Here is a 24,818-nt window from a genome sequence, read left to right as displayed (position 1 = left end):
TTTGTCATATGATCTGCTTGGTAAATATAAAAAAGGGTTCAGTATTGCTCGCTGAACCCGAGTCCGATTTCAGATTATTGTTCGTTCACCAGTTTTTCCTCCAAAGCGCTGTTTAATTCTTTTGACCGTTCGACTGCCCGTTTCACACAGCTTATAATAGCTTCATCTACGTGATGATTGTTTAGGACGCTTAAGCCGGCTTCAGTTGTGCCGCCTGGGCTCATTATTTCTTTTCTTAGAGTAGACGGCTCTTTGTCAGACGTTTTTAACATTAATGCTGCCCCATAAAGTGTTTGAACAATGAGGGAGCGCGCCATGGACTTTTCTAAACCGATTTCTTCTGCTGCTTTTTCCATTGCTTCTACTATGTAATAAATATAGGCTGGTCCGCTTCCTGCCAGTCCTGTGACGGCATCGAGCTTGTCTTCTTCAACAATTTCAACTGTTCCGATCAATTGAAACAGTTCAACAGCTGCTGACAGGTCACCATCCGTTGCATATTGTCCTTGTGCCAAGGCGGTTGCTGATTGTCTGATGGTAGCGGACGTATTCGGCATTGCTCGAATGACGGGAATACGTTTGTTGAATAATGTTTCAATTGCTTTCGTTGAAACGCCTGCGAGCATGGAAATAACAAGATGGTTTTCTGTTGCGTATTCGCGGACTGTTTTTACTGCCTCGTCAACGTCCTTCGGCTTCATCGCGAAAAAAATCGTTTTTGTGTTGTCAAACAAATGCTTTTTATCTTTTGTAATCGTGACGCCGTATGTTTTTTGCAGCTCCTCGAGCCGCTTTTCATTGGAACGGTTTGTCACAACGATCTCTTCTCTCCGGCACTTGTTCCCGTTGATCAATCCGGATATAATAGCTTCCGCCATAGATCCGGCTCCGATAAATCCAAACTTGTACATAAAAAGAGACTCCTTCCTGATCGTTTTATATGTTTCTTTTGAACTTCTTCCCTATAAACTTAGTTTAAAAGAGAAGAGATTCAGTGGGAAAGGTAGCGAGAAAACGTTTTACCATTCATCTGTTAAGCAACAGAAGCGCATGCTTTGGATGGGCTTGTATGATGAAATGTTTCCCTGCCTTAAATTCTAAAAGCGTTGTAGAATTAATTTTTTATCAGTTCCAACGGCTTGTCAAGTATACTTATGAATTATTCGAATAAAATGACAAATTGATTTATCATGTGTAAAATAAGTTATATTAAAAAATTAAAGGCGGTTTGCAAAAATGTTCAGCAAAGATGCAATTTATAAAATAACGATCCCTATACCTTATCCGATTAAAGATGTGAACGTGTATGTTGTAAAAGGGGACGCATTGACATTAGTGGATGCAGGGATGAAAACGGAGGAAGCGTGGAGAGTTTTTGAACATAAGCTGAAGGAAATAGGGCTTGTGCCTGAGGATATTGAGCAAGTCATTCTTACCCACCATCATCCTGACCATATCGGTTTGCTCGATTTTTTTGATGGCGATCTTCGTGTTTTGGGCCATCGTTTGCTTGCTCCTTGGCTTTCTCATGATGTGCGTTTTTTTGATCGGCAAAAGGAATTTTTTTTAGAATTATTGAAGCAGTTTGCTGTCCCGGAGTCGTTTGCGTCACACTTAGATCATCTTGATCTTTCCTTATATCCACGCAATCATCCGCTGACCTCCTCCATTCAAGAAGGAGATGAAATAGACGGGATGCCTGGGTTTACAGTCATTGAGACTCCTGGACATGCCCAAAGCCATATCGTTTTGTACAATGAGGAAGACTGCCGAATGATCGGCGGCGATCATTTGCTGAAAACCATTTCCTCCAATCCTGTTCTTGAAATGCCGTATGAAGGAAAAGAGCGTCCAAAACCTCAGCTGCAATATAATGAATCTTTGAAAAAGCTTTTGCATATTCCGATTTCTGTTGTCTTTCCGGGTCATAAAGATGAATTTTTCGATCCTCACCTGTTGATTCGGAACCGTTTAGACAAACAGCATGAACGCGCGCTCACCGTATTAAAGCATTTAGAAAAACAGGAAATGACGGTGTTTGCTCTTTGCAAGCTTCTTTTTCCGTCTGCTTATCAACAAGAGCTTTTATTTGCTATATCAGAAACTGTTGCTCAGCTTGATTATTTAGAACAATATGGAAAAATTAACAAAAGAATAGAAAATGGCGTTTTACTTTTTTCCGCGCAACGAAGAGGTGACAAATAAATGAATTCGCGGCTTAAAGATCGATTGGTAGTTATTACGGGGGCATCGAGCGGGATCGGGGAAAAAATCGCAAGGATCGTTGCAGAAAGCGGTGGACATTTAGTTTTGCTGGCTAGGAGGAAGGATCGTCTCAAGAAACTTTCGGATGAGCTTCAAGCCTCTCACTCTATTTCTTGTACATATTACGAACTGGATGTCAGTGACCTTGACGCAGTTTCCGAAGTATTTACGGACATCACAGAGAATTTTGACCGAGTGGATGTTTTAGTCAATAATGCTGGTTTTGGTATTTTTCGAAATGCAGAGGAAGCAACATTCGAAGAGATGCAGCAAATGTTTAAAGTAAATGTGTTCGGATTAATTGCTGCGACAAAGCTGGTTCTTCCGAAGATGCTGGCCCAACGGGAAGGGCATATTATTAATGTCGCCTCTCAGGCTGGCAAAATAGCTACTCCGAAATCAAGCATCTATTCTGCTACAAAACATGCTGTTTTAGGCTTTACGAACAGCTTGCGGATGGAAGTGGCGGACCGCGGGATTTTTGTAACATCTGTCAATCCGGGTCCAATTGAAACGGATTTTTTCAATCTTGCCGATACGTCAGGGGATTATGTGAAAAACGTCCAACGCTGGATGCTTAATCCGGAAGCTGTTGCACAAAAAATCGTGAGCGTGATGCTGACAAATAAACGGGAAATTAATATGCCTGTTTGGATGGAGCTTGGCGGGCTTGTTTATCGTCTCATGCCCTCCCTATTTGAAAAAGTTGCCGGAAATTTGTTTCGGCAAAAATGACCGGGAGCATTATGCAGGAAATGAACAGAAAGCTTAAGGCGGACTTTTCGCTAAAATCTCCGCTCTCACTTCTGAAAAGGCGCGTCAAGCGTCTTTTTATTTTGATAAAAAATTCAGCTCTTTCACCGATTTGTCTCCAACTTAAATCTTCTAAAAAACGCGGCTGTATTTTGAATAAGCTTTCCAAGCTTAATATCTGTTTTTCGATGCCGTACTTCGTTGTTATGCTCCTTTTGTACCGCGAAAAATGGCGCAAATTCCCATTGAAACCGAACGTATATTCCCATACAATAAAAATAAAATAAAACCGAACATACATTCTCATGAGGGGATGATGGAATGAATTATGAATCGTTTCCAAACCGGCATATATTATGCATCGATATGAAAAGCTTTTATGCGAGCTGTGCGGCGGTCATACTTGGGCTTGATCCTTTAACAGCCCACATTGCTATCGTTGGGGACAAAGAGCGGACAGGAAGCATTGTATTGGCCGCTTCACCAAAACTGAAGGAAGATTTCGGAATTCAAACCGGATCCCGCTTATTTCAAATTCCAAACGACCCCCGCATCCGCCTCATCACTCCGAAAATGGCGACGTATTTACGGATTTCTGCTGAAATTACTCGGCTGCTGAACCGCTATGTTCCGAAAGAAAACATCCATGTTTACAGCGTAGATGAATGTTTTATTACTGCAGATGGAACAGAAAGACTTTGGGGGGATGCGCATAGTCTGGCCGAAAAAATTGTGGAAGATTTACGAAATGAATTTTCTCTCCCATGTGCGGTCGGGATCGGTCCAAACATATTGATGGCGAAGCTTTGTCTAGATTTGGAGGCGAAAAAGAAAGGTATAGCGGAATGGACGTATGATGATGTCAAAACGAAGCTGTGGAGCATCAAGCCGTTGCGTAAGATGTGGGGGATTGGGGCAAGACTTGAAAAAACGTTAAATCGAATGGGAATTTTTACAGTCGGTCAGCTCGCAAATTATCCGTTAGAGCTCCTTGAAAAGAAGTTCGGCGTCATGGGGAATCAGCTTTATTACCACGCATGGGGAATAGATCTTTCCGACATAGGCTCTCCGATTATGCTGGGGCAAATCAGTTTTGGAAAAAATCAAATATTGCTTCGCGACTATCCGGACCCCGAAGAGGTGAAATGCGTCATCTTAGAAATGTGCGAGGAAGTGGCAAAAAGAGCGAGGGAACACCGGATGGCGGGGAGAACAATCAGCCTTGGAATCGGCTACAGCCAAAAGGAAGGCGGAGGAGGATTTTACCGTTCAAAAACGATGGATGTCTCAACAAATATTACGATGGATCTTTATCGAGCCTGCCTTTCGCTGTTTGATCGTTTTTATGAGGGAAAGACAGTCAGAAAAATTTCCATCTCTCTTTCCAACGTGGAAAAAGACAGCGGCATGCAGCTTGATTTGTTTAGGCCGAACCGCATAAAAGAGCATCGTTTAGGATATGTAATGGATGCGATTCGGAACAAGCACGGCTCCAATGCACTGCTGCGCGCTGTTTCGTATACGAAGGCAGGAACGAGTCTTCACCGCAACAAGCTGATCGGCGGGCATTATGCGTAACGAATATGAAGAAAAGAAAGCAAAGGATGGGATAAACAATGATTCAGGATCGTGGAGGCATAAAATGGACAGCTATGATGCTGCCCGAGCATGTGAAATTACTAAGGGAATACAATGAAAGTTTAGATAAAGTCGAAAAACCGGTTTTAGATGAACAAAAATATGAAGAATTTAATGAAGTTATCTGTGAGGCTATGGAAGAGAACATTACTCTACAATTCACCTATTATCAAAAAGGTGAAATAAAGAAGCTTGTCGGCAATATTCATTATATCGATCAGCTAAAAAGAGAATTACGAATTGTTGATTACTTGACTAAAAAACATGTTTTAAAATTAGGAGATATTATTGAAATTGAGCAATACTAAGAAAACAGCATTAGAAATACAAATTTAATAGGGGTAGCGTAAGGTCAGGAAAATGCAGATTTACAACGCTTAGAAAATGACGATAATTAACAGCCCAATTTCTAAAAATTTGAGAAATTGGGCTTTTTGCGTGCGCCCGGCGGCGCCCTATAATGGAATAACTAAAACATAATCTCAATCTTAAAATCAATTAATTTTTCTTTCACTAAAAAAGCACCCGTTAGTGAATAAGTGAAATTCACGGTTAACTAAAAACAATTAAGTTTCACTCTGCCACTATAGGGTCATTTTCTGGAATAAGTAAGAGAATTATTTTCTTAGCTCCTGTAATAATTTACACTTATTAAAAAAGCTTTGACATTAGCTGTGTCAGGGCGTCCACAACAAGAGTGTTGGGGCATGAAAAAGCGTTTTTGTAGCTATCAACTTCTTAAAGCCTCTCAGAAGCCCTCACAGGCTTTCTAAGGGCTATCCTATTCTATTTCCGCCAAAAAGTTGAACAGTCTGCTTTATCCTGAATATTAAATTCAATCATTTTCTCAAGCAATTCGTAATTTACCGGCTCATTCCACGGAATTCGAAACAAGCCTTTGGTAGCGCTGTAGCCAGCTTGGGCGATTTCATCGGCAAAATGCATCATTGTCTTTTCTTCAGGTGAAACGCTCAAATGATGCTTCGCTGTGGAAAAGCCGATGATAAATGTGCCGTGATCGGTAAACATTGGCGTATTCCACTTGATTTGCGGTTTCAAATTTGGGAATTTATTGGCAACCCACGCCAAAATTTCCTCTGTTCGGTCGCGGTGGTCGGGGTTATCGATACCTGCTAAATATTTTGCAAAAACTTCCATGTCTTCCTCCTTCGATATTATGCTATTTCCGCCAAAAATTCGAATTCTCAGCCTTATCCTTGATATTAAATTCAATTATTTTCTCAAGCAATTCGTAATTAACTGGTTCAGACCATTGAATTCGGAACAAGCGTGAAGAAGCGCTGTAGCCAGCTTGAACGATTTCATCAGCAAAATGCACCATTGTTTTTTCTTCGGGTAAAATGCTCAAATGATTCTTTGCTGCGGCAAACATAATGATGTATGTGCCGTGATCGGTAAATGTGGGTTTGTTCCACTTGATTTGCGGTTTCAAATTTGGAAATTTATTGGCAACCCACGCCAAAATTTCCTCTGTTCGGTCGCGGTGGTCGGGGTTATCGATACCTGCTAAATATTTTGCAAAAACTTCCATGTTATTTCCTCCTAAAATAAAAATCGTTCAGAGAAGTTCCTCAAACCCATTCGTCGTTAAAACTCCTCACAGAACCGCTCAGAACACGACACCTATTTCCACTATATATTTTACAACCTGAATAGTCAAAATGGCTTAAAATGCAAATTAGTTTTGAAATTTTCCATCCGAATGTAGAGTTAAAAAAAGGTTCGACCATTTAAAGCAAAACTTGATTATTTATAATAAAGATTGATAAAACCATGATATTGTGAAACAATTTACTTAAACTGAAGGAAAGGATACAGCACCAAATTAAATGAATATTAGTTTAATTTATGCTGTATCTTTTCGCTAGTCAACTACACGAGCCGTAGCAATTCAATGACCGAATTGCTACGGTAATCAGTTTATGATTTAAGGATGGCTGATAACTTGAAAACAAATGCTAGGTATCAAACTTGGATTCGAATGAATAAACTACTAATTTTTTTGCTTTTTTCACTTTTATTCATTTTGTTGACATTCTTACCTATTAATTTATATCTGCGAGTTTTGTCAGGTATTATAGCGTTACCATTAATTTATATTGCATTTATCCTTTCTTATTCTTATTACCAATTCGCAGCATTTGGGGGAAATTATCAGTCAAAAATACATGACTTAATTGTTGCCAAGGTGAATTGGGATGGGCAAGGAAAAATACTGGATATAGGAACAGGCAGCGGTTCACTGATTATAAAACTTGCAAAGGCTTTTCCTGAGTCCCTATTAACTGGAATTGATTATTGGGGCGACGATTGGGAATATTCGAAAGATCAATGCCAACGAAACGCTGAAATTGAAGGGGTTTCTGATCGAATAAATTTTCTGAAAGCAAGTGCCACAAAACTGCCTTTTAAAAATGATGAATTCGATATAATTGTAAGTTGTCTAACATTTCATGAAGTTAAAGATGAAAGAAATAAAACAGAAGTAATGAAAGAGGCATTAAGAGTGTTAAAACCTGGTGGTAGATTTGTCTTTTTAGATTTGTTTATGGATGAAAAAATATTTGGGGATGAAAAAGAGCTCTTAAATTCCTTAAAGAAACATGGTGTATCTGAATTGAAAAGCTACAAACTCGCTAAAGTAATGAAACTGCCAAAGCTTTTATTGAACAAAAAAGTATTAGGGAATGCAATGATATTGATTGGAAGAAAATAGACGTGTCATCATTTGCTTGTGAAAATAACGCTGATTTCTTACAAATAAAAACAACACTTTATTCAACTAACCCGGCTAATAGTTTGTCAATATTTCTCTATAAATGTTTAAAAAACGTTAATCGGTTATGTTCATTCTGCTTCAATAAGCGGAGAGAGCTAAAATATGATAGAATGGAGGCAAAATTAAAAAAGGATGATTTTAGCCTATGAACATTTCGTTTACAAACGCAGCGAAAGCAAAACTTAAAGAGATATTGGAAATGAACGAAAACCGCTATATAAAGCTGAAATATGATACAGATGGCTGCGGCTGTGTCATGAGCGGTGTTACTGTTCTTTGGCTTGTGAAAGATCTTGATGAGGATGATATGAAAATTGATACAAATTTTGTCCCGGTGTACGTGGAGCGATCAAAGCTTGTTTTTTTAGATGATGAATTGCAAATCGATTATCACGGGCAAAAACAAATATTCATGCTCAAAAGTCCAATGCAAATTTACAATCCAAGAATGAGCTGCATTGTGAAATGAGGGAACAAAATTGAAGGAACGTCTAGCTTCTTTAAAGAACATTGCTTTAAATAAAACATGGGTGTCCTTTCTCCATGACAATCATCCGTACACCCTTCTGCATTGGTCTGTAGGAGGAATGGGATATGAAAAAAAGGATGTGTGGCTGATTCAAGATGAAATGACGTTTGAAGCGGAAGAGTTTGCCACGATCGATGAAGCAATTGCATGGATGGAAAAAAACATGCAGAATATTCACGATGTATTAGGATAAAAAAGCATGCATTGGTCAAAGGAAGGGAAAAAATATGAAAGATGCATGGAATCTCAAAGATCAGATCGGCGAAGAAAAAGCGAAAAAGCTTATAGATATGAAGAAGCAAATTGAAGAAGAAAAGGAGAAATTAAAAAAACTGGAATTGGAGCGTAAAAGAAAAGAGGAACAAAAGCGGGAAAAACAGAAAAGCTTTGCTGAATTGCTCGCATAAAGCGACTTGAAATGGGAAGATTTTAAATAAAAAGCTGGAAAGGAGGCTGTCCAAAAAGTCAGGGTTCACTGACTTTTTGGAGCCCCTTCATTTTAGGGACTTATCGGATAGACCATTTTTCCTGTCTTGTTTATATCCTCCAGAAGTCTTATGAAGGACTTTTCTTATGCTTTTTTTCTTCATTAGGTTCTTCAAAAGTTGTATGACGGACATTCAGCATATACAACTGCTTCTTGTTGGACTTCATTGCCTCTATGAAGGACATTTACAAATTTTATTCGATTATTTTTGTCCTTCACAGTAGTATTTTTCCCCGATCCTTCATTTTAGGAACTCATCGGACAGCCCCTTAATTCCCAACATTTATTATGCCGCCATGAATTTGTTTAGAAACACTTTCTTTTATAAATGAAAAAGAATTCCCACAAGAGAATAGATAATGACAGTTGAAAATAAGATTGTCATATGAAACAGAGAATAAAGAAACATTGATTTTGCCCATTTCTCTGAATCCATCTTTTTATAGCCGAAAATGCTTAACATAAGCCACAGAACGCTTAAAAGAAGGGCTACTAGCATAAGACCGAGGCTTAAAGGCCCAAAAAGAAAGCTTGCTACAATTAAAATAATTAAATAAATATTCGTTTGTATATATGCTCTTTTAACACCTTTGACAACTGGGAGCATAGGGACCTTCGCAGCCTTATACTCATCGTGCTTGCGAATAGCTATAGCATAAAAATGAGGCATTTGCCAAATAATTGAAATCACAAACAAACCAAGAATGGCTGGATGTGTCACGTCCGGATGAACAGCAGCCCATCCGATGAGAGGGGGCATTGCTCCAGAAATACTGCCAATTTCCGTATTATAAATTGTTCTTCTCTTGCTCCACATCGTATATGGGACAACATAAAAAAACAAACCTAGAAACCCTAGGAATGCTGCTAGAGGAGTTGTTAATGCAAGAGCTGCAATTCCTAAAATAGACATACAGATTCCAAGCCATAATACTGTTTTAGGCTTTATTGCTCCTGTCACAGTCGGTCTGTTTTTCGTCCTTTCCATGATAGAATCTATATCTCGGTCATATAAGTTGTTAAAAGCTCCAGCTGCCCCCATTACGAAAATCGATCCAATCAAAGCAAATAACATTTCCGGCAATTTCTCAAACAGGCTGATCTGATACGTATACAATGCCAATGTCAATCCAGCCAACATCGGAACGAGATTTGATTGAATAATTCCAATTTTACAAGTTTCAGCCAAAATTTGGGGCAAAGTTGGTTTCTGTGTTGTAAGGCTTTCTTCTTTTCGCATTCTTCCCCTCTTCCTTTTTCACTCATGATCTATAAATCTAGGAGGACATTGTTGATAGTTGCGTCCAGCATAATGAGAAATTATAATTTGTATACTGATTAGAATTTATATACTATTTGGTATGTTAATGCTATATGGTATGATTGTCAAGAGAGAGGGAGGATAGCAAATTGGTCAGACGAAGATTAACCCAAGAGGAGCGAAAAAAAGAAACGCGGCAATTACTTTTAGAGTCAGCTGTTGAAATCTTTGCTCGATTCGGCTTTCACGGCGCTTCTGTTGATAAAATTGCAGAACATGCCGGATTTAGCAAAGGGGCGGTATATGCCCATTTTCGTTCCAAAGAAGAGCTCTTTTTAGCTATTTTGGAGCAACAAATGCAATTGCATGTAGACAACATTCTTCAAGTCATAGACGGACAGCATTCGCTTTCACATTTTATCGAAACGATGGATGAATATTTCCTGTCAGTTAGGCAGAAAAATCGAACGTGGAGCATGCTTAACATGGAATTTTTTCTTTATGCGATGCGTGAAGAATCGATACGCCGAAAATGGTCTGACATGATAACGGAAGCGGTACAACAAATTTCCAAGGCGATTGAAAAATTGAAGTCGAAAGAGAATAACGATTCTGCTCTATCTGCGGATGAAATAGCATGGACTATTCTTTCGTTAGAAAACGGTTTAGCGATATTTTATTATATTAGCGAAGACCGTGTGCCCCTTCATTTATATGGAAAAGCACTGCAAAATTTGCTTAGATCCCCTCATTAGAAAATATTCAAGCTTAAACGGATTTCAAAATATATTAGTCCAAAAATTTTTCAAGATAGGAATGGACGGCGCTGTTCAATGAACCGATACATATAGTTGTAAATCCGGTTTATGTGCTATGAACAATCGTTTAGCCATTGAGATTGCAACACGATCGTGCGAATCCCATCCGTTTCGGTAGGAACATCAACTGGATAGATAAATTGAATTTTCAACAGTCATGTGAATCCGAAAATAAATAAGCGGGGATCGTCCCCGCCTGTTTTAATCGCGATGGATTGTATAAAGAGACTGTTTTGTTGCGTTTATAAGCGCTTCGTATTCTTCTTCCAGCAGATCTTTTGCTTTCGCTGCTTGGACATTTTCAAGCAGCTGCTCTTGCTTGCTCGCTCCGGCAATGCAGGAGGCTACAACACGCTGATGAAGAACATATTTTATGGCTGTTTCCGTCCGAGTGCGATCCGGGCATGCTGAATCGATGCTGTGCAAAGCTTCTTTTAATTCATCGAACGTGTAGTCTAAATACCCATTGTTCTTGACGCGCTCAGAGGCTTTTTCGAGCGGGCGCTCTGTCAAGAGGCCTTGAGCCAACGGCCCTCTGGCAATAACAGAAACGTTATGCTCCTGAATCAAAGAAAACCATTCTTCTGGGCGCCGGTCAAGAAGGCTGTATTGCATCATGATTGAAACGATATTGGAGCGTTTCAACCATTCTTTAATAACGTTCGGCCGAATCGAAGAAATGCCGTAGTAGCGGATGACGCCTTCCTGCTTTAACTCTTCGAACGCTTCAATCGTTTCATCGATCGGGTCGTCGATTGTTCCTCCGTGAAGCTGATATAAGTCGATATAATCTGTACCCAGCCGTCTGAGGCTTTCTTTCACTTCTTCCTTTATGTATTTCTTGGATGGATCCCACCACCATCCGTCTTTGCCAACTTCAAACCGATTTCCTACTTTTGTTGCTAAAATGATATCGTTTCGACGCGATTTAAGAGCCCTTCCGACAAATTCTTCATTCAGGCCTTGATCATAAAGATCTGCTGTATCAAAAAAATTAATCCCCAATTCAAGAGCTTGGTCAATCAGCGAACGCGCATGCTTTTCGTCGCGGCCAAGCGACATGCATCCAAGACCGATTTCGCTCACATACAGCTCGGATGTTCCTAATCTGCGCTTTTTCAAAAAGATCACCTCTCTTTTTCTCTTCTAATTTGAAAGTAGTATAAACTTTTTGAAAAAGCAAATGTTTCATATTCATGATGAAGCCATTCATAGACTGTTTTATATCGTTTTGCGGCTTCCTTTAAGCTGTAAGCAATTTCCTTCGGCTTTCCGATCATCACGACCCGGTTATAATTCCGATACATGAGCAATCGCTCCGCCTCCTTTTTAATTATGGTAGAATGTATGAAGAATGATTGGATAATAGAACAGGAGTTGAATATATGAACCGTTTAAACGAGGAAACGATTGCGAAGGAAAAAATTTTTTCAGGGAAGATTATTGATGTATATGTGGAAGATGTCCGTCTCCCAAACGGAGAAAATGCGAAACGTGAAGTCGTGAAGCATCCGGGTGCAGTTGCCGTGATTCCTATTACAAACGAAGGGAAAATTGTCATGGTGAGACAATATCGCAAAGCTTTAGAACGCCAGCTTGTGGAAATTCCTGCCGGAAAGCTTGAAAAAGGGGAGTCACCTGAAATCACAGCAAGAAGAGAGTTGGAAGAAGAAACGGGCTATGGATGTGAATCATTAAAACATGTCATTTCGTTTTATACTTCACCGGGCTTTGCTGATGAACTCGTTCATCTTTATTTAGCTGAAGGATTGATAAAGCTGGAAAATAAAGCGAGTTTGGATGAAGACGAGTTTGTCGAGGTGCTGGAAGTAACCCTTGAGGAAGCGAGAAAATTGATAGAAGAAAAAGAAATTTACGATGCAAAAACTGCTTATGCAGTTCAATATTTAACATTAAAACAATTGAGTGAGGAGATATGAACGCTTTTTTCGCAGATTTGCACATTCATATTGGCAGAACAAATACAGGAAAACCGGTAAAGATTACGGGGGCCAAGTCGCTGACGCTTGAAAATATTTTTATAGAAGCAGCTGAGAGCAAAGGTATGGATATAATTGGCATCATTGATTGCCATGTCCCCGAAGTAATCAAGGAAATTGAAGATGGCATCAGAAGGGGAAAGTATGAGGAATTAATGGAAGGGGGAGTCCGCTATCAAAATTCGACACTTATTTTAGGTACGGAGCTTGAAATATTTGATGAACATTGCAATGGGCCGATCCATGTTCTATGCTTTATGCCGACTTTAGAAAAGATGAAGGAATTTTCCCATTGGCTCAGCTCCCATTTAAAAAATATTCATTTAAGCTCTCAACGGGTATATGTTGAAGGGAAAAGACTTCAGCATAAAGTGAAGAGCTTGGACGGATTGTTCATTCCGGCGCATATTTTTACTCCTTTTAAAAGCTTGTACGGAAAAGGGGTTCAGCGAAGCTTGACAGAAGTTTTTGATCAAACACTCATCGATGCGGTCGAGCTCGGTTTGAGCAGCGATACTAACATGGCAAGCCGTATTCGTGAACTAGCTTCCTATCCATTTTTAACGAACTCAGACGCCCATTCATTGCCAAAAATCGGGCGGGAATATCAGAAGTTGTTGTTAAAAGCGCCGACGTTTCAGGAATTGGTGATGGCGATCAAAAAAGAAAACGACAGAAAAATTGAGGCGAATTACGGATTAAACCCGAAACTTGGAAAGTATTACGAAACGTTTTGTGAAGCGTGCCAAAAAACAGTAGGCTTGACAGATGAGGGATGCTGTCAAATATGCGGAGGAGTAAAAATTACAAAAGGTGTAAAACAGCGGGTTGAAGAACTGGGGGATAAAACAAATCATGTGGAGAAAAGGCCCCCTTATATTCATCAAGTCCCGCTAGCTTTTCTGCCTGGCATTGGCCCTAAAACATTAAAAAAATTAAAGCATTATTTTGGAACGGAAATGAATATTTTACACAAAGTTCCGTACGCCGATCTTGTCGAAGTGGTTCCGGAAAAAATCGCCGCTTCCATCATCTCGGCAAGAGAAGGCACCCTTTATGTGCAATCAGGGGGAGGAGGAAAATACGGAAAAGTGGAAGGTGCGTAAATTTTCGCGCCTTTTCTTTTTTTCTAGTAAAAATACGAATATGTACCATCCGTTCTCTCATACAATCTAGTAAAGAAAGACAGGAGAGGATAGGATATGCAGAATATTCAGCGTTTTTTACTAAAACAATTGAAAGATCAATCAACCGTCTATTTATTTGTGCTTATATTGTTCATAATGGGAGTAATTTTTGGCGCAATCATCGTAAACAGCATGAGCATTACGCAAAAAGAAGATCTGTATTATTATTTAAACCTGTTTTTTGGACAAGTATCGGACGGAAAACTTGCCAGCTCGTTTGAAATGTTCAAGCAAAGTTTTTTCCACAATACAAAATATGTAGGGCTTATGTGGCTTCTAGGCATTTCGATCATTGGTCTGCCGATTATTTTTATCATGTTATTTTTAAAAGGAATGGTCGTTGGATTTACAGTCGGATTTTTAGTAAATCAAATGAAATGGGGCGGATTTTTGCTGTCATTCGTTTCCGTTTTGCCGCAAAATTTGCTGCTGATACCTGTGTTTCTTATTATGAGCGCATCGGCAATTTCTTTTTCCTTCAAGCTCATTAGACAGCTTTTTGTAAAAAAGTTCCACGATCAGCCGTTTAGAATGTTTGCAGGCTATGCAGTCACATTTTCTTGCTTGATCGCCGTTATATTGCTCGCTGCAATGTTAGAAGCATATGTTTCCCCGATCCTGATGAGAGGGACGATCGATTTTATTTATAAATAATAATTATTATTTAATATAAATTTTATTTTTTAATTTAAAATTATTTCAGTTGGACACTTTCTTTTATTTTGTTATAATATATGAGGAATGCGGCGAGGGAGGGAAAGTGTCATGGAAAACCGCATAGAGCGTATAAAAAAGCAGTTGCATTCTTCAAGCTATAAATTAACCCCGCAAAGGGAAGCAACCGTTCGTGTTTTGCTTGAACATGAAGAGGATCATTTAAGTGCCGAAGATGTTTACCTCCTCGTTAAGGAAAAATCGCCTGAGATCGGGCTCGCAACAGTGTACAGAACGCTGGAATTGTTAACTGAGCTGAAAATTGTTGATAAAATAAACTTTGGAGACGGGGTTTCCAGATATGATTTGCGCAGGGAAGGAGCCGCTCATTTTCACCATCATCTCGTATGTATGGAATGCGGTTCCGTTGATGAGATTCAGGAAGATTTATTAGAAGATGTTGAAAAAATTGTCGAACGAGATTGGAAGTTTAAAATTAAAGATCATCGTCTAACTTTTCACGGCATATGCCACCGCTGTCAGGAAAAAGAAGATAACAAGAAAGAATAAAGCCTTTTCCGCGAGGGGAAAGGTTTTTTTATATTATATACGTATAAAGATTGTCCAGACGGTCATATCTTTAAATATAAGAAAATATGGCCTTGTGGAGGACGAACATGGAAAAATGGACGAAAACCGTAAAGAATATGCTTAAAATTTTTATCTTGTTTACAGGATTTACGATTTTGTTCTACTATGCTATTATATGGGTTAACTTGGAATATCAAGATTACCATCGCTATGACGAGCCTGAAGGATCTGCCGTAAAGGTGACAAGCGTTGTGGAAGAACAGAACGATAATTGGCTGAATCGCTTAATATTCTTTTATTTAAACGGGGAGTAGAGAAGATTGAACGATCATATCCAAGATTTTATTCATTATTTGACCGTTGAGAGAGGACTTGCGAACAATACGATCGTTTCATATGAGCGAGACTTGAAATCGTACAAGCAATTTTTGAACGAAAAACTGAATATTCAAGAAGTGCAAAATATTCAACGCTATCATATTTTGCAATATTTGCATTTTTTGAAAGATCAAGGGAAATCCAGCAAGACAATCGCCCGGCATATCGCCTCAATCCGCGCTTTCCATCAATTTTTGTTAAGGGAAAAAGCTGCGGATGAAGACCCGTCCGTCCATATTGAAACACCGCAGATTGAACGGAAGCTTCCGAAAGTGCTGTCTCTTGAGGAAGTGGAGCGGCTTCTTGAAACGCCTGAGCTGACCTCACCGATTGGATATAGAGATAAAGCAATGCTTGAACTTTTATATGCGACAGGTATTCGGGTGAGTGAAATGGTTCATTTGAATCTTTCAGACGTCCATTTGATCATGGGATTTATCCGCTGCTACGGAAAAGGGAAAAAAGAACGGCTCGTTCCGATTGGAGAAAAAGCAACAAAAGCGCTGGAGGAATATTTGGAAAAGGGCCGGCCAAAGCTTGTAAGACAGAAGCATAAAACGGATGCCTTATTTTTAAACCATCATGGAAAAAGAATTTCCCGCCAAGGATTTTGGAAAAATTTAAAATCGATTGCGGTTAAAGCAGGAATACAAAAAGAATTGACTCCTCATACATTGCGACATTCCTTTGCCACCCATCTGCTTGAAAACGGCGCTGATCTAAGAGCGGTGCAAGAAATGCTAGGTCATGCTGATATTTCAACCACGCAAATTTATACTCATGTGACAAAAACACGTTTAAAAGATGTATATAAAATGTACCACCCCCGTGCTTAATGCCATCGTCATGCTAAAAATCAAGTTGCTCGTCTGTTTCGGCAAGCATTAGGAAAAAATATAATCATCACCGCTTTCAAATGGCAGGAGGAATTTAACATGCAGCATACATATAAACGCGTCTTTTTAATTGTAATGGATTCAGTTGGAATCGGCGAAGCACCGGATGCAGAGCTTTATAACGATAAAGGTGCTGACACGCTTGGCCATATCGCTGAACATCTCGGCGGTTTGCATTTGCCGAATTTAGCGAAGCTCGGATTGGGGAATATACGTGAAATAAAAGGTGTTCCAAAGACAGACAAGCCGCTCGCCTTCTATACAAAAATGAAAGAAGCTTCAGCAGGAAAAGATACGATGACTGGTCATTGGGAGCTGATGGGGTTAAAAATCGATTCTCCTTTTCAAGTATTTCCAGACGGCTTCCCAGAAGAACTGATAGAGGAGCTTGAAAAAAGAACCGGGCGAAAAGTGCTTGGCAATAAGCCGGCAAGCGGTACGGCAATTATAGAAGAGCTTGGAAAAGAACATATGAAAACAGGAGCCATCATTGTCTATACGTCGGCAGACTCTGTTTTACAGATTGCTGCACATGAAAAAGTCATTCCTCTGAACGAATTATATCAAATTTGTCAAATTGCCCGCGAACTGACTTTGGATGAAAAGTACATGGTTGGGCGAGTTATAGCTCGTCCGTTTGTCGGGGAGCCGGGGAATTTTGAACGGACTGCCAACCGGCATGACTATGCTTTAAAGCCTTTCGGCCGAACAGTTATGAACGAGTTGAAGGACGGAGGATTTGATGTAATTGCCCTTGGGAAAATTTCCGATATTTATGACGGCGAAGGCATTACAGATGCAATCCGGACAAAGTCGAATATGGATGGATTGGACAAATTGATCCAAACATTCGACCGGGATTTTACAGGTCTTTCCTTTTTGAACCTTGTCGATTTTGATGCAAAATTCGGCCATAGAAGAGATCCTGAAGGGTATGGACAAGCGCTTGAGGAATTCGATGCTCGTCTTCCTGAAGTGTTCGAAAAAATGAAGGAAGAAGACCTGCTCATCATCACAGCAGACCATGGAAACGACCCTCTTCATCACGGTACAGATCATACTAGAGAATATGTTCCGCTGTTAGTTTATAATTCAACCTATACAAAAGGAAAAGAACTGCCAATCAGAGAAACATTTGCAGATGTAGGAGCCACCATTGCAGAAAATTTCAGCGTGCAAATGCCAAATTACGGAACAAGCTTTTTAACAGAATTGAAGCAGGGGGATTGATCAATGTCAATTGTGGAAGAAGTTGAAAAGGCCTCTCAATTTTTAAAAGATAAATGCAAACAAACTCCAGAGATCGGTCTCGTTCTAGGATCAGGTTTAGGAGTTCTCGCTGAAGAAGTGGAGGATGCTGTAACCATTCCATACAGCGACATTCCTTATTTTCCGGTTTCCACTGTTGAAGGGCATAAAGGCCAATTCGTAATTGGGGAGCTAAATGGCAAAACAGTAGCGATCATGCAAGGCAGATTCCATTTTTACGAAGGGTATAGTGTAAAGCAAGTGACATTTCCTGTGCGAGTCATGAAGGCGCTGGGTATTCATTCCTTAATTGTGACAAATGCAGCCGGAGGGATCAATCAGTCATATCAGCCAGGTGATTTAATGCTGATTACCGATCATATTAACAACATGGGACAAAACCCTTTAATTGGCGAACATAGCCCTGAGCTTGGCGACCGTTTTCCCGATATGTCGGAAGCGTACGATAGCAAACTAATCCAGCTGGCAAAAGAAGCAGCGAAAGAGCTTGGCATCGAAATAAAAGAGGGGGTTTATGTTGCCAATACTGGACCGTCCTATGAAACGCCGGCTGAAATACGGATGTTAAGAGCGATCGGGGGAGACGCAGTTGGCATGTCAACAGTTCCAGAAGTAATTGTGGCGAATCAAGTCAAAATGAAAGTGCTTGGCATTTCATGTATTACGAACATGGCGGCTGGTATTTTAAAACAGCCTTTGACGCATGAAGAAGTCATGAAAACGGCGGAAATGGTTCGGGCTGATTTTATAGCGCTAGTAAAATCCATCGTAGCCAAAATGTAGAAAAAGGTGATTTGCATGCGAATGGTCGATTTAATAGAGAAGAAGCGGGATGGGAAAGCGCTCACAAAAAAAGAAATCCGTTATATCATTGAAGGATATACGGCCGGGGAGATTCCGGACTATCAAATGAGCGCTTTCGCCATGGCCGTTTTTTTTAGAGGGATGACGGAAGAGGAAATGGCGGAGCTCACAATGGCGATGGTTGATTCTGGAGAAAAGATCGATCTTAGTGAAATTAAAGGAATAAAAGTGGATAAGCATTCGACCGGAGGAGTTGGCGATAAAACTACGTTGGTGCTTGCGCCGCTTGTGGCTTCAGCTGGTGTTCCTGTTGCCAAGATGAGCGGAAGAGGTCTTGGCCATACCGGCGGAACGATTGATAAACTAGAATCGATCCCGGGGTTTCATGTTGAAATAGACAATCGACAGTTTGTCCATTTAGTCAATCAAAATAAAATTGCAGTCGTTGGACAAACGGGGAATTTAACTCCCGCTGATAAAAAACTGTACGCATTAAGAGATGTGACAGCGACGGTTAACAGTATTCCTCTTATTGCCAGCTCCATCATGAGCAAAAAAATCGCTGCCGGAGCGGATGCCATTGTTTTAGATGTTAAAACCGGATCGGGCGCTTTTATGAAAAATATAGAAGAATCAAAAAAACTGGCAAAAGCGATGGTGAAAATAGGGGAAAACGTCGGCAAAAAAACGATTGCCGTGATCTCCGATATGAGTCAGCCGTTAGGGTTTGCGATCGGAAACGCTCTTGAAGTCCAAGAAGCGATTGATACATTAAAAGGTGAAGGTCCTGAAGATTTAACTGAACTATGTTTAACGCTTGGCAGCTATATGGTGTATATGGCGGAAAAAGCAGACAGTTTAGAAAAAGCGCGTAAACTGCTCGAGCAATCCATTGCTTCCGGAAAAGCTTTAGAGACTTTTAAAACATTTGTCTCTGCCCAAGGGGGAGATGCTTCAATTGTGGACGATCCATCAAAATTGCCGCATTCTTCGTATACATTCGAATTAAAGGCGAAAGAAGAAGGCTATGTAAACGAAATTGCAGCTGATGCAGTCGGGACTGCCGCCATGTGGCTTGGTGCCGGAAGAGCGACGAAAGATGCTGCAATTGATTTGGCAGTCGGCCTCATCCTCCATAAAAAAATAGGCGATTACGTAAAAAAGGGAGAAACATTCGTTACGATTTACAGCAATCAACAAGATATTGAAAAGGTGAAACAAACTTTATACTACAGCATTAAAATTTCGAAAAACAAAACAAAAAAGCCTGTCCTTATTTATGAAACAATAACAAATTAGGAAAGAAAAAAAGAATCGGGTAATCCCGATTCTTTTTTTGTATAACTTTTTAATAATTGGAAAAAATGGGTTTTATACAGATAATTTTACCAGTAAAAAATTCATTCTCATTTCATTTTTAGAGTCTTTTACATTTCATTAGATTAGATTGCAGTTACATATGAGGAATGGAGGATGTGGAGATGAAACAATTACTACTGTCTGTCATGGCAACATTTGTTCTTTTTTTTGGGGTTTCAACGGCTGCGTGGGCAGAAGAAAAAAATGTCAAACTAGTAGATGGAGTGAAATCGGCTATATTGATTGAGCGGGATACAGGTCAAGTACTATATGAAGAAAATTCAGATACACCGCTGCCGCCCGCCAGTATGACGAAAATCATGACGCTTCTTCTTATTATGGAAGCTCTTGATAAAGGAAAGATTCAAATGGATGAAAAAGTAAGAGCGAGCGAATATGCAGCATCCATGGGGGGATCGCAAATCTTTTTGGAGCCTGGGGAAGAAATGACAGTGGAAGATTTATTAAAAGGAATTGCGATTGCTTCCGGCAATGATGCGTCTGTCGCGATGGCGGAGAGAATTGCAGGATCAGAAGAACAGTTTGTATCCATGATGAATCAAAAAGCGAAAGAGCTCGGACTAAAAAATACGCATTTTAAAAATTCGACCGGATTACCTGCAAAAGGACATTATTCGTCGGCAAAGGACATGGCGGTTATTGCCAAAGAGCTATTAAAATATGAAGAAATTACGAAATTTACGGGAACATATGAGGATTATTTACGAGAAGGAACAGACAAAAAATTTTGGTTGGTCAATACAAATCGGCTTGTGAAATTTTACGACGGAGTTGACGGTGTAAAAACAGGTTATACAAACGAAGCGAAATACTGTTTAACGGCAACAGCCAAAAAAGGGAATATGCGGGTTATTGCTGTTGTATTTGGAGCTAAAACGCCAAAAGATCGAAATGCTCAAATCACGAAGCTGTTAGACTATGCCTTTTCCCAGTATGAAACCCATCCTCTGTTTAAACGAAACGAAGTGGTGACAAAAGCAAAACTGAGCAAAGGAAGCGATAAAGATGTACAGCTGATTACTTCGGAGCCTGTTTCCATTATAACCAAAAAGGGCGAAAGCATTGATGATATTAAACAAGAAATTATGTTTAAAAACCACCTGGTAGCGCCAGTGAAAAAAGGAGATGAGCTTGGAACCCTCGTGCTGAAAAAGAATGGAAAGGTTTTTGCTGAAAGCAAGCTTGTGGCTAAACAAGATGTTCGCGTTGCGAGCTGGTGGAAGCTGTTCAAAAGGGTTCTAGGCGAATGGACGAAGGCCGAAAAATGATATTTTTGGCGAAATTCCACTAGTTTTGTCTTCAGGCAGGAAATATGAAAGGTCAACTCGAAAGATTCAATATCATAGTTGAAGGAGGAATATGATCTTGAGTCTAGCGGTTGACCTTGAAGTAAAAGAAAACGTGTTATTGATACGTCTGTCAGGGGAGCTCGACCACCATACAGCAGAGGAACTTCGGCAAAAAGTCAATGATGCCATCGAAAATAACTCTATTCAACATATTTTATTAAATTTAGAACAATTAACTTTTATGGATAGCTCTGGACTTGGAGTGATTCTCGGGCGTTATAAGCAAATAAAACATCTCGGCGGTGAAATGATTGTTTGCGCCATCTCCCCGAGTGTAAAGCGTCTTTTTGACATGTCAGGTTTATTTAAAATTATTCATCTGGCCGAGACAGAGAAAGCGGCTTTGCAAACGTTGGGGGTGGCGTCATGAAAAACGAAATGAAGCTTCAATTTTCCGCTGTAAGTCAAAATGAATCATTTGCAAGAGTAGCTGTAGCTTCCTTTATCGCACAGCTGGATCCGACGATCGATGAACTAACCGAAATCAAAACAGTAGTTTCCGAAGCTGTGACAAATGCGATCATTCACGGTTATGAAAATAATCCTGACGGTATTGTGTATATTTCCTGCACGCTAGAGGACCATATCGTTCATTTGACGATTCGAGATGAAGGGGTAGGAATTGACAACATTGAAGAAGCTAGACAGCCGCTTTTTACAACAAAGCCTGAGCTGGAGCGTTCAGGAATGGGATTTACCATCATGGAAAATTTTATGGATGAAGTGAAAATAGAATCGGAAAAAAATAAAGGCACAATCATTCGATTAACAAAACATCTTACAAAAAGCAAAGCTTTATGTAATTAAGGAGATTAGCTTATGGATGTGGAGGTCAAGAACGAACATTCGAATGGACAATTGAAGGATCAGGAAGTCAGGGATTTGATTAAAAGAAGCCAGCAAGGCGATCAGGCAGCCCGCGATTTGCTTATCCAAAAAAACATGCGGCTCGTTTGGTCAGTTGTGCAGCGATTTTTAAACCGAGGCTATGAGGCGGATGATCTATTTCAAATCGGCTGCATTGGCTTAGTGAAATCGGTCGATAAGTTTGATTTGTCGTATGATGTTAAATTTTCCACTTATGCTGTTCCGATGATTATAGGAGAAATTCAACGATTCATCCGGGATGACGGAACAGTAAAAGTGAGCCGTTCATTAAAAGAGCTCGGAAATAAAATTAGACGGGCTAGAGAGGAACTGTCCAAAACACTTGGCAAGGTGCCAACAGTAGGGGAGATCGCTGACTACTTAGATATTTCACCTGAAGATATCGTTCTTGCACAAGAAGCTGTACGTGCACCTTCCTCCATCCATGAAACGGTTTATGAAAATGATGGCGATCCGATTACATTGCTGGATCAAATTGCAGATCAAAATGAGCAAAAATGGTTTGATCAAATAGCATTAAAAGATGCTATGAACGATTTAGGCGAGCGGGAGCGGCTGATCGTTTATTTGCGGTATTATAAAGATCAAACACAGTCGGAAGTCGCAAAACGGTTAGGAATCTCACAAGTTCAGGTGTCCAGACTGGAAAAGAAAATATTAAAGCAAATGAAAGACCGAATGAGCGGATAGCTCTTTGGTCTTTTTTTGTGGAAATAAATGGTCTTGATCATTTTGCATGAGGGAGTGGCGAACGTTTCATACTATTAGAAAAAAGTAGGATGTGACAGGGCGTGAATAAAACGGTTTATGTGCGTCTAAAGCATCGTATTCAGGCAAAACCGAACGAAAGGATCACGCTTAACAAAATCGCGAAAATAATTGCAGACGAAGCGTTAATCAGCAAAATGGGGGATCAAATCATTCATCAAATTCAATCAAAAGATAAAACATATGTTGTCATTGATGTCATCAACGTCATAGAAAAAATCCAATCCATTGATCCTTCCCTTGATGTCCAACCTGTTGGGCCGACGCAAACAATTGTTGAAATTCAAAATCATCGAAAAAAATTTGCTCCCGTCCTTTTTTTTCTTGTATGGCTGTTATTATTTGTCGGATCGGCTTTAACGATTATGAACTTTCATGAAGATGTCAGCATGCAGCGGATGCATCGCAATTTGTATCAGTTTTTCACTGGCAATAAGATCGATAAGCCGTTAATTTTGCAAATCCCCTACTCCATCGGTTTGGGGCTGGGAATGGTTCTGTTTTTTAATCACGTTTTTAAAAAGAAATTTAATGAAGAGCCGAGTCCGTTGGAAGTCGAGATTTTTAATTATCAAATGGATCTCGACCAATACATCGCCATAAACGAAAACAAAGAAAGCGTGAAAAATGATGATGATTAAATGGTTCATGCTTTTGTTTACGGGGTTTGCAGGGGGCTTGGCTGTCGGGTGTGGATTTGTTGCGTTTTTATCTGTTCTCGGAATCATTCCAAGACTCATGCAGCTGACGAAGACAATAAAATGGATTCGTTTGTATGAATGGGCTGTTATTCTTGGCGCCGTGTCCGGCGGTTGGTTCAGCCTCTCTCCCGTCTATTTGCATGCTTCGCATTATTGGTTTATCCCGATCGGTCTCCTTTACGGAATATTTGTCGGAATGCTTGCAGCAGCATTAACAGAAGTGCTGAATGTATTTCCGATATTAGCGAAAAGGATCGGCATTGATGACAAAATCGTTATGTTGATGATGGCGATCGTTTTAGGAAAAATTTGCGGCTCTTTGTTTCATTGGCTTTATTTTGCTGGTCTGTAAAGGCAATTTGTCATATGATCGGAGGAAACATAGCATGATGCGGTTAACGGGAAAGCAAACATGGGTGTTTCAACATAAATTGTTTGTCAATAAAACGGCAACTGTCGTTGGGCCGAAGGAAGCGAAAGGACCGCTTAAGGAAACATTTGATGCTCATTTTGATGATATGTACTGCGGTGCGCCGTCTTGGGAATTGGCCGAGCGGAATTTAATGGAGCAGGCGATCAGCCGCTGTTTAAAAAAAGCTGAATTAAAGGAAGAGGATATTGATTTGTTTTTGGCGGGGGATTTATTGAACCAAAATGCTACATCGAACTATACAGCTAGAATGCTCAATATTCCGCTGTTATGTATGTACGGGGCCTGTTCGACTTCAATGGAAACAGTCGCTGCGGCATGCGCGCTGATCGATGGAGGGTTCGCGAACAAAATTATCGCTGCCACAAGCAGCCATTATGGCGCAGCTGAAAAGCAGTTTCGGCATCCAACGAATTTCGGCGGACAAAAACCAGAAACAGCGACGACAACCGTAACAGGGGCAGGTGCTGTATTAATCAGCAAAGACGAAAGTGAGATTGCCATAACGGCTGCAACGATCGGCAAGGTGATCGATGTTGGCAGGAAAAACCCTTATGATATGGGGTCCGCAATGGCGCCGGCAGCTGCAGATACAATTAAGCAGCACTTTCGTGATTTAAATCGGACTCCTTCTGACTACGATTTAATTCTTACCGGCGATCTTTCGGGAGTCGGCAGTCCGAAGCTGAAGGAATTATTGCTTGAGGATGGGTACGACATCCGAGGCAACCATTCAGATTGCGGGCTGTTAATTTTTCATCCAGCACAAAGAGTATTTGCCGGCGGGAGCGGATGTGCTTGTTCAGCAGTTGTAACTTACGGTCACATATTCCAAGAAATGAAAAAAGGAAATTTAAAACGAGTATTGATGGTGGCAACCGGGGCTCTGTTAAGTAAAACGATGATCAAGCTGAACGAATCGATCCCGGCCATAGCTCACGGAGTAGTTTTTGAAAGACAGAGATAGAAAGG

The 24,818-nt window shown here is 40.2% G+C and carries 31 protein-coding genes; 25 read left to right on the top strand and 6 right to left on the bottom strand.

Annotation, left to right across the window (positions count from 1 at the left end):
• Positions 1-74 precede the first annotated feature (74 nt).
• Positions 75-911: a pyrroline-5-carboxylate reductase gene (gene proC / locus NSR00_RS06870; RefSeq protein ID WP_130157792.1), complete on the bottom strand. Its 837-nt coding sequence runs from the start codon at positions 909-911 to the stop codon at positions 75-77.
• A gap of 325 nt (positions 912-1,236) precedes the next feature.
• Between proC and NSR00_RS06865 the strand changes: the two genes are divergently transcribed.
• The 4 genes from NSR00_RS06865 (at position 1,237) to NSR00_RS06850 (ending at position 4,964) form a co-directional block, all read left to right on the top strand.
• Positions 1,237-2,205 carry an MBL fold metallo-hydrolase gene (locus tag NSR00_RS06865; protein WP_130157794.1) on the top strand — a complete coding sequence of 323 codons (969 nt, stop codon included), beginning with the start codon at positions 1,237-1,239 and terminating at the stop codon, positions 2,203-2,205.
• Entirely contained in the window at positions 2,206-3,000 is a 795-nt protein-coding gene (locus NSR00_RS06860) for an SDR family NAD(P)-dependent oxidoreductase (protein WP_094246172.1), read from the top strand.
• A 339-nt stretch (positions 3,001-3,339) separates the two neighbouring features.
• Positions 3,340-4,596: a Y-family DNA polymerase gene (locus NSR00_RS06855; protein ID WP_340787763.1), complete on the top strand. Its 1,257-nt coding sequence runs from the start codon at positions 3,340-3,342 to the stop codon at positions 4,594-4,596.
• 38 nt (positions 4,597-4,634) lie between these two features.
• Positions 4,635-4,964: a YolD-like family protein gene (locus tag NSR00_RS06850; RefSeq protein WP_340787760.1), complete on the top strand. Its 330-nt coding sequence runs from the start codon at positions 4,635-4,637 to the stop codon at positions 4,962-4,964.
• Between the two features lie 478 nt (positions 4,965-5,442).
• Here the strand turns inward: NSR00_RS06850 and NSR00_RS06845 are convergent, their stop codons facing one another.
• Positions 5,443-5,814 (bottom strand): iron chaperone, encoded by a 372-nt coding sequence (locus NSR00_RS06845; RefSeq protein WP_130157796.1) that lies wholly within the window; start codon positions 5,812-5,814, stop codon positions 5,443-5,445.
• A 22-nt stretch (positions 5,815-5,836) separates the two neighbouring features.
• On the bottom strand, positions 5,837-6,208 hold the full coding sequence (locus tag NSR00_RS06840) for an iron chaperone (protein WP_130157798.1): 372 nt from the start codon (positions 6,206-6,208) through the stop codon (positions 5,837-5,839).
• A 402-nt stretch (positions 6,209-6,610) separates the two neighbouring features.
• Between NSR00_RS06840 and NSR00_RS06835 the strand changes: the two genes are divergently transcribed.
• From NSR00_RS06835 to NSR00_RS06820, 4 genes are all read left to right on the top strand, one after another.
• Positions 6,611-7,393: a class I SAM-dependent methyltransferase gene (locus tag NSR00_RS06835; RefSeq protein WP_340787758.1), complete on the top strand. Its 783-nt coding sequence runs from the start codon at positions 6,611-6,613 to the stop codon at positions 7,391-7,393.
• A 208-nt stretch (positions 7,394-7,601) separates the two neighbouring features.
• A complete protein-coding gene (locus NSR00_RS06830; RefSeq protein WP_066247658.1) occupies positions 7,602-7,925 on the top strand; it encodes an iron-sulfur cluster biosynthesis family protein in 324 nt (107 codons plus the stop codon).
• A 10-nt stretch (positions 7,926-7,935) separates the two neighbouring features.
• Positions 7,936-8,178 (top strand): DUF2552 family protein, encoded by a 243-nt coding sequence (locus NSR00_RS06825; protein ID WP_063388346.1) that lies wholly within the window; start codon positions 7,936-7,938, stop codon positions 8,176-8,178.
• A 34-nt stretch (positions 8,179-8,212) separates the two neighbouring features.
• Positions 8,213-8,392, top strand: a complete 180-nt coding sequence (locus tag NSR00_RS06820; protein ID WP_340787755.1) for a DUF3886 domain-containing protein — start codon at positions 8,213-8,215, stop codon at positions 8,390-8,392.
• Between the two features lie 402 nt (positions 8,393-8,794).
• Here NSR00_RS06820 and cyoE read toward each other — a convergent pair whose 3' ends face one another.
• Positions 8,795-9,712 carry a heme o synthase gene (cyoE, locus tag NSR00_RS06815; protein ID WP_340787753.1) on the bottom strand — a complete coding sequence of 306 codons (918 nt, stop codon included), beginning with the start codon at positions 9,710-9,712 and terminating at the stop codon, positions 8,795-8,797.
• A gap of 170 nt (positions 9,713-9,882) precedes the next feature.
• Between cyoE and NSR00_RS06810 the strand changes: the two genes are divergently transcribed.
• Positions 9,883-10,488, top strand: coding sequence for a TetR/AcrR family transcriptional regulator (locus NSR00_RS06810; protein WP_327873324.1), 606 nt, complete (start codon positions 9,883-9,885; stop codon positions 10,486-10,488).
• A 264-nt stretch (positions 10,489-10,752) separates the two neighbouring features.
• On the opposite strand, the gene NSR00_RS06805 is transcribed toward NSR00_RS06810, so the two are convergent.
• Together NSR00_RS06805 and mciZ are read right to left on the bottom strand one after the other, a co-directional pair.
• Positions 10,753-11,673 carry an aldo/keto reductase gene (locus NSR00_RS06805; RefSeq protein ID WP_311066299.1) on the bottom strand — a complete coding sequence of 307 codons (921 nt, stop codon included), beginning with the start codon at positions 11,671-11,673 and terminating at the stop codon, positions 10,753-10,755.
• A 5-nt stretch (positions 11,674-11,678) separates the two neighbouring features.
• A complete protein-coding gene (gene mciZ / locus NSR00_RS06800) occupies positions 11,679-11,858 on the bottom strand; it encodes a Z-ring formation inhibitor MciZ (protein ID WP_145976098.1) in 180 nt (59 codons plus the stop codon).
• Positions 11,859-11,936: 78 nt separating this feature from the next.
• Between mciZ and NSR00_RS06795 the strand changes: the two genes are divergently transcribed.
• The 16 genes from NSR00_RS06795 (at position 11,937) to spoVAD (ending at position 24,813) form a co-directional block, all read left to right on the top strand.
• Positions 11,937-12,491 (top strand): NUDIX hydrolase, encoded by a 555-nt coding sequence (locus NSR00_RS06795; protein WP_063388341.1) that lies wholly within the window; start codon positions 11,937-11,939, stop codon positions 12,489-12,491.
• The gene (locus NSR00_RS06790) at positions 12,488-13,657 is read left to right on the top strand and encodes a TIGR00375 family protein (protein WP_311066297.1); all 1,170 of its coding nucleotides are present in this window, start codon (positions 12,488-12,490) and stop codon (positions 13,655-13,657) included. The genes NSR00_RS06795 and NSR00_RS06790 overlap by 4 nt, the downstream gene beginning before the upstream one ends.
• A 96-nt stretch (positions 13,658-13,753) precedes the next feature.
• Positions 13,754-14,392 (top strand): stage II sporulation protein M, encoded by a 639-nt coding sequence (spoIIM, locus tag NSR00_RS06785; RefSeq protein ID WP_066247667.1) that lies wholly within the window; start codon positions 13,754-13,756, stop codon positions 14,390-14,392.
• Positions 14,393-14,503: 111 nt separating this feature from the next.
• Positions 14,504-14,962 carry a ferric iron uptake transcriptional regulator gene (gene fur / locus NSR00_RS06780; RefSeq protein ID WP_311066296.1) on the top strand — a complete coding sequence of 153 codons (459 nt, stop codon included), beginning with the start codon at positions 14,504-14,506 and terminating at the stop codon, positions 14,960-14,962.
• A gap of 107 nt (positions 14,963-15,069) precedes the next feature.
• Complete coding sequence (locus NSR00_RS06775; RefSeq protein WP_063388337.1) at positions 15,070-15,297, top strand: YqzK family protein; 228 nt, start codon at positions 15,070-15,072, stop codon at positions 15,295-15,297.
• Positions 15,298-15,303: 6 nt separating this feature from the next.
• Positions 15,304-16,197 (top strand): site-specific tyrosine recombinase XerD, encoded by an 894-nt coding sequence (gene xerD / locus NSR00_RS06770; RefSeq protein ID WP_063388336.1) that lies wholly within the window; start codon positions 15,304-15,306, stop codon positions 16,195-16,197.
• Positions 16,198-16,296: 99 nt separating this feature from the next.
• Entirely contained in the window at positions 16,297-17,487 is a 1,191-nt protein-coding gene (deoB, locus tag NSR00_RS06765; protein ID WP_327873322.1) for a phosphopentomutase, read from the top strand.
• A gap of 3 nt (positions 17,488-17,490) precedes the next feature.
• Entirely contained in the window at positions 17,491-18,309 is an 819-nt protein-coding gene (locus tag NSR00_RS06760; protein WP_327873321.1) for a purine-nucleoside phosphorylase, read from the top strand.
• Between the two features lie 15 nt (positions 18,310-18,324).
• The gene (locus NSR00_RS06755) at positions 18,325-19,629 is read left to right on the top strand and encodes a pyrimidine-nucleoside phosphorylase (protein ID WP_311066294.1); all 1,305 of its coding nucleotides are present in this window, start codon (positions 18,325-18,327) and stop codon (positions 19,627-19,629) included.
• Between the two features lie 182 nt (positions 19,630-19,811).
• Positions 19,812-20,978: a D-alanyl-D-alanine carboxypeptidase family protein gene (locus NSR00_RS06750; protein ID WP_063388332.1), complete on the top strand. Its 1,167-nt coding sequence runs from the start codon at positions 19,812-19,814 to the stop codon at positions 20,976-20,978.
• 97 nt (positions 20,979-21,075) lie between these two features.
• Positions 21,076-21,429, top strand: a complete 354-nt coding sequence (gene spoIIAA / locus NSR00_RS06745) for an anti-sigma F factor antagonist (RefSeq protein WP_063388331.1) — start codon at positions 21,076-21,078, stop codon at positions 21,427-21,429.
• A complete protein-coding gene (gene spoIIAB / locus NSR00_RS06740; RefSeq protein WP_063388330.1) occupies positions 21,426-21,866 on the top strand; it encodes an anti-sigma F factor in 441 nt (146 codons plus the stop codon). The genes spoIIAA and spoIIAB overlap by 4 nt, the downstream gene beginning before the upstream one ends.
• 12 nt (positions 21,867-21,878) lie before the next feature.
• Positions 21,879-22,637, top strand: a complete 759-nt coding sequence (sigF, locus tag NSR00_RS06735; RefSeq protein ID WP_063388329.1) for an RNA polymerase sporulation sigma factor SigF — start codon at positions 21,879-21,881, stop codon at positions 22,635-22,637.
• A gap of 101 nt (positions 22,638-22,738) precedes the next feature.
• On the top strand, positions 22,739-23,356 hold the full coding sequence (locus NSR00_RS06730) for a stage V sporulation protein AA (protein ID WP_063388643.1): 618 nt from the start codon (positions 22,739-22,741) through the stop codon (positions 23,354-23,356).
• On the top strand, positions 23,346-23,768 hold the full coding sequence (locus NSR00_RS06725) for a stage V sporulation protein AB (protein ID WP_063388663.1): 423 nt from the start codon (positions 23,346-23,348) through the stop codon (positions 23,766-23,768). Before NSR00_RS06730 ends, NSR00_RS06725 begins: the two co-directional genes overlap by 11 nt.
• A 37-nt stretch (positions 23,769-23,805) precedes the next feature.
• Positions 23,806-24,813, top strand: a complete 1,008-nt coding sequence (gene spoVAD, locus NSR00_RS06720; RefSeq protein ID WP_340789174.1) for a stage V sporulation protein AD — start codon at positions 23,806-23,808, stop codon at positions 24,811-24,813.
• The last annotated feature ends 5 nt before the right edge of the window (positions 24,814-24,818 follow it).

Source organism: Aeribacillus sp. FSL K6-8394, from assembly GCF_038008865.1.
GTDB lineage: Bacteria > Bacillota > Bacilli > Bacillales > Aeribacillaceae > Aeribacillus > Aeribacillus composti.
This window is presented reverse-complemented; position numbering and strand designations above follow the sequence as displayed.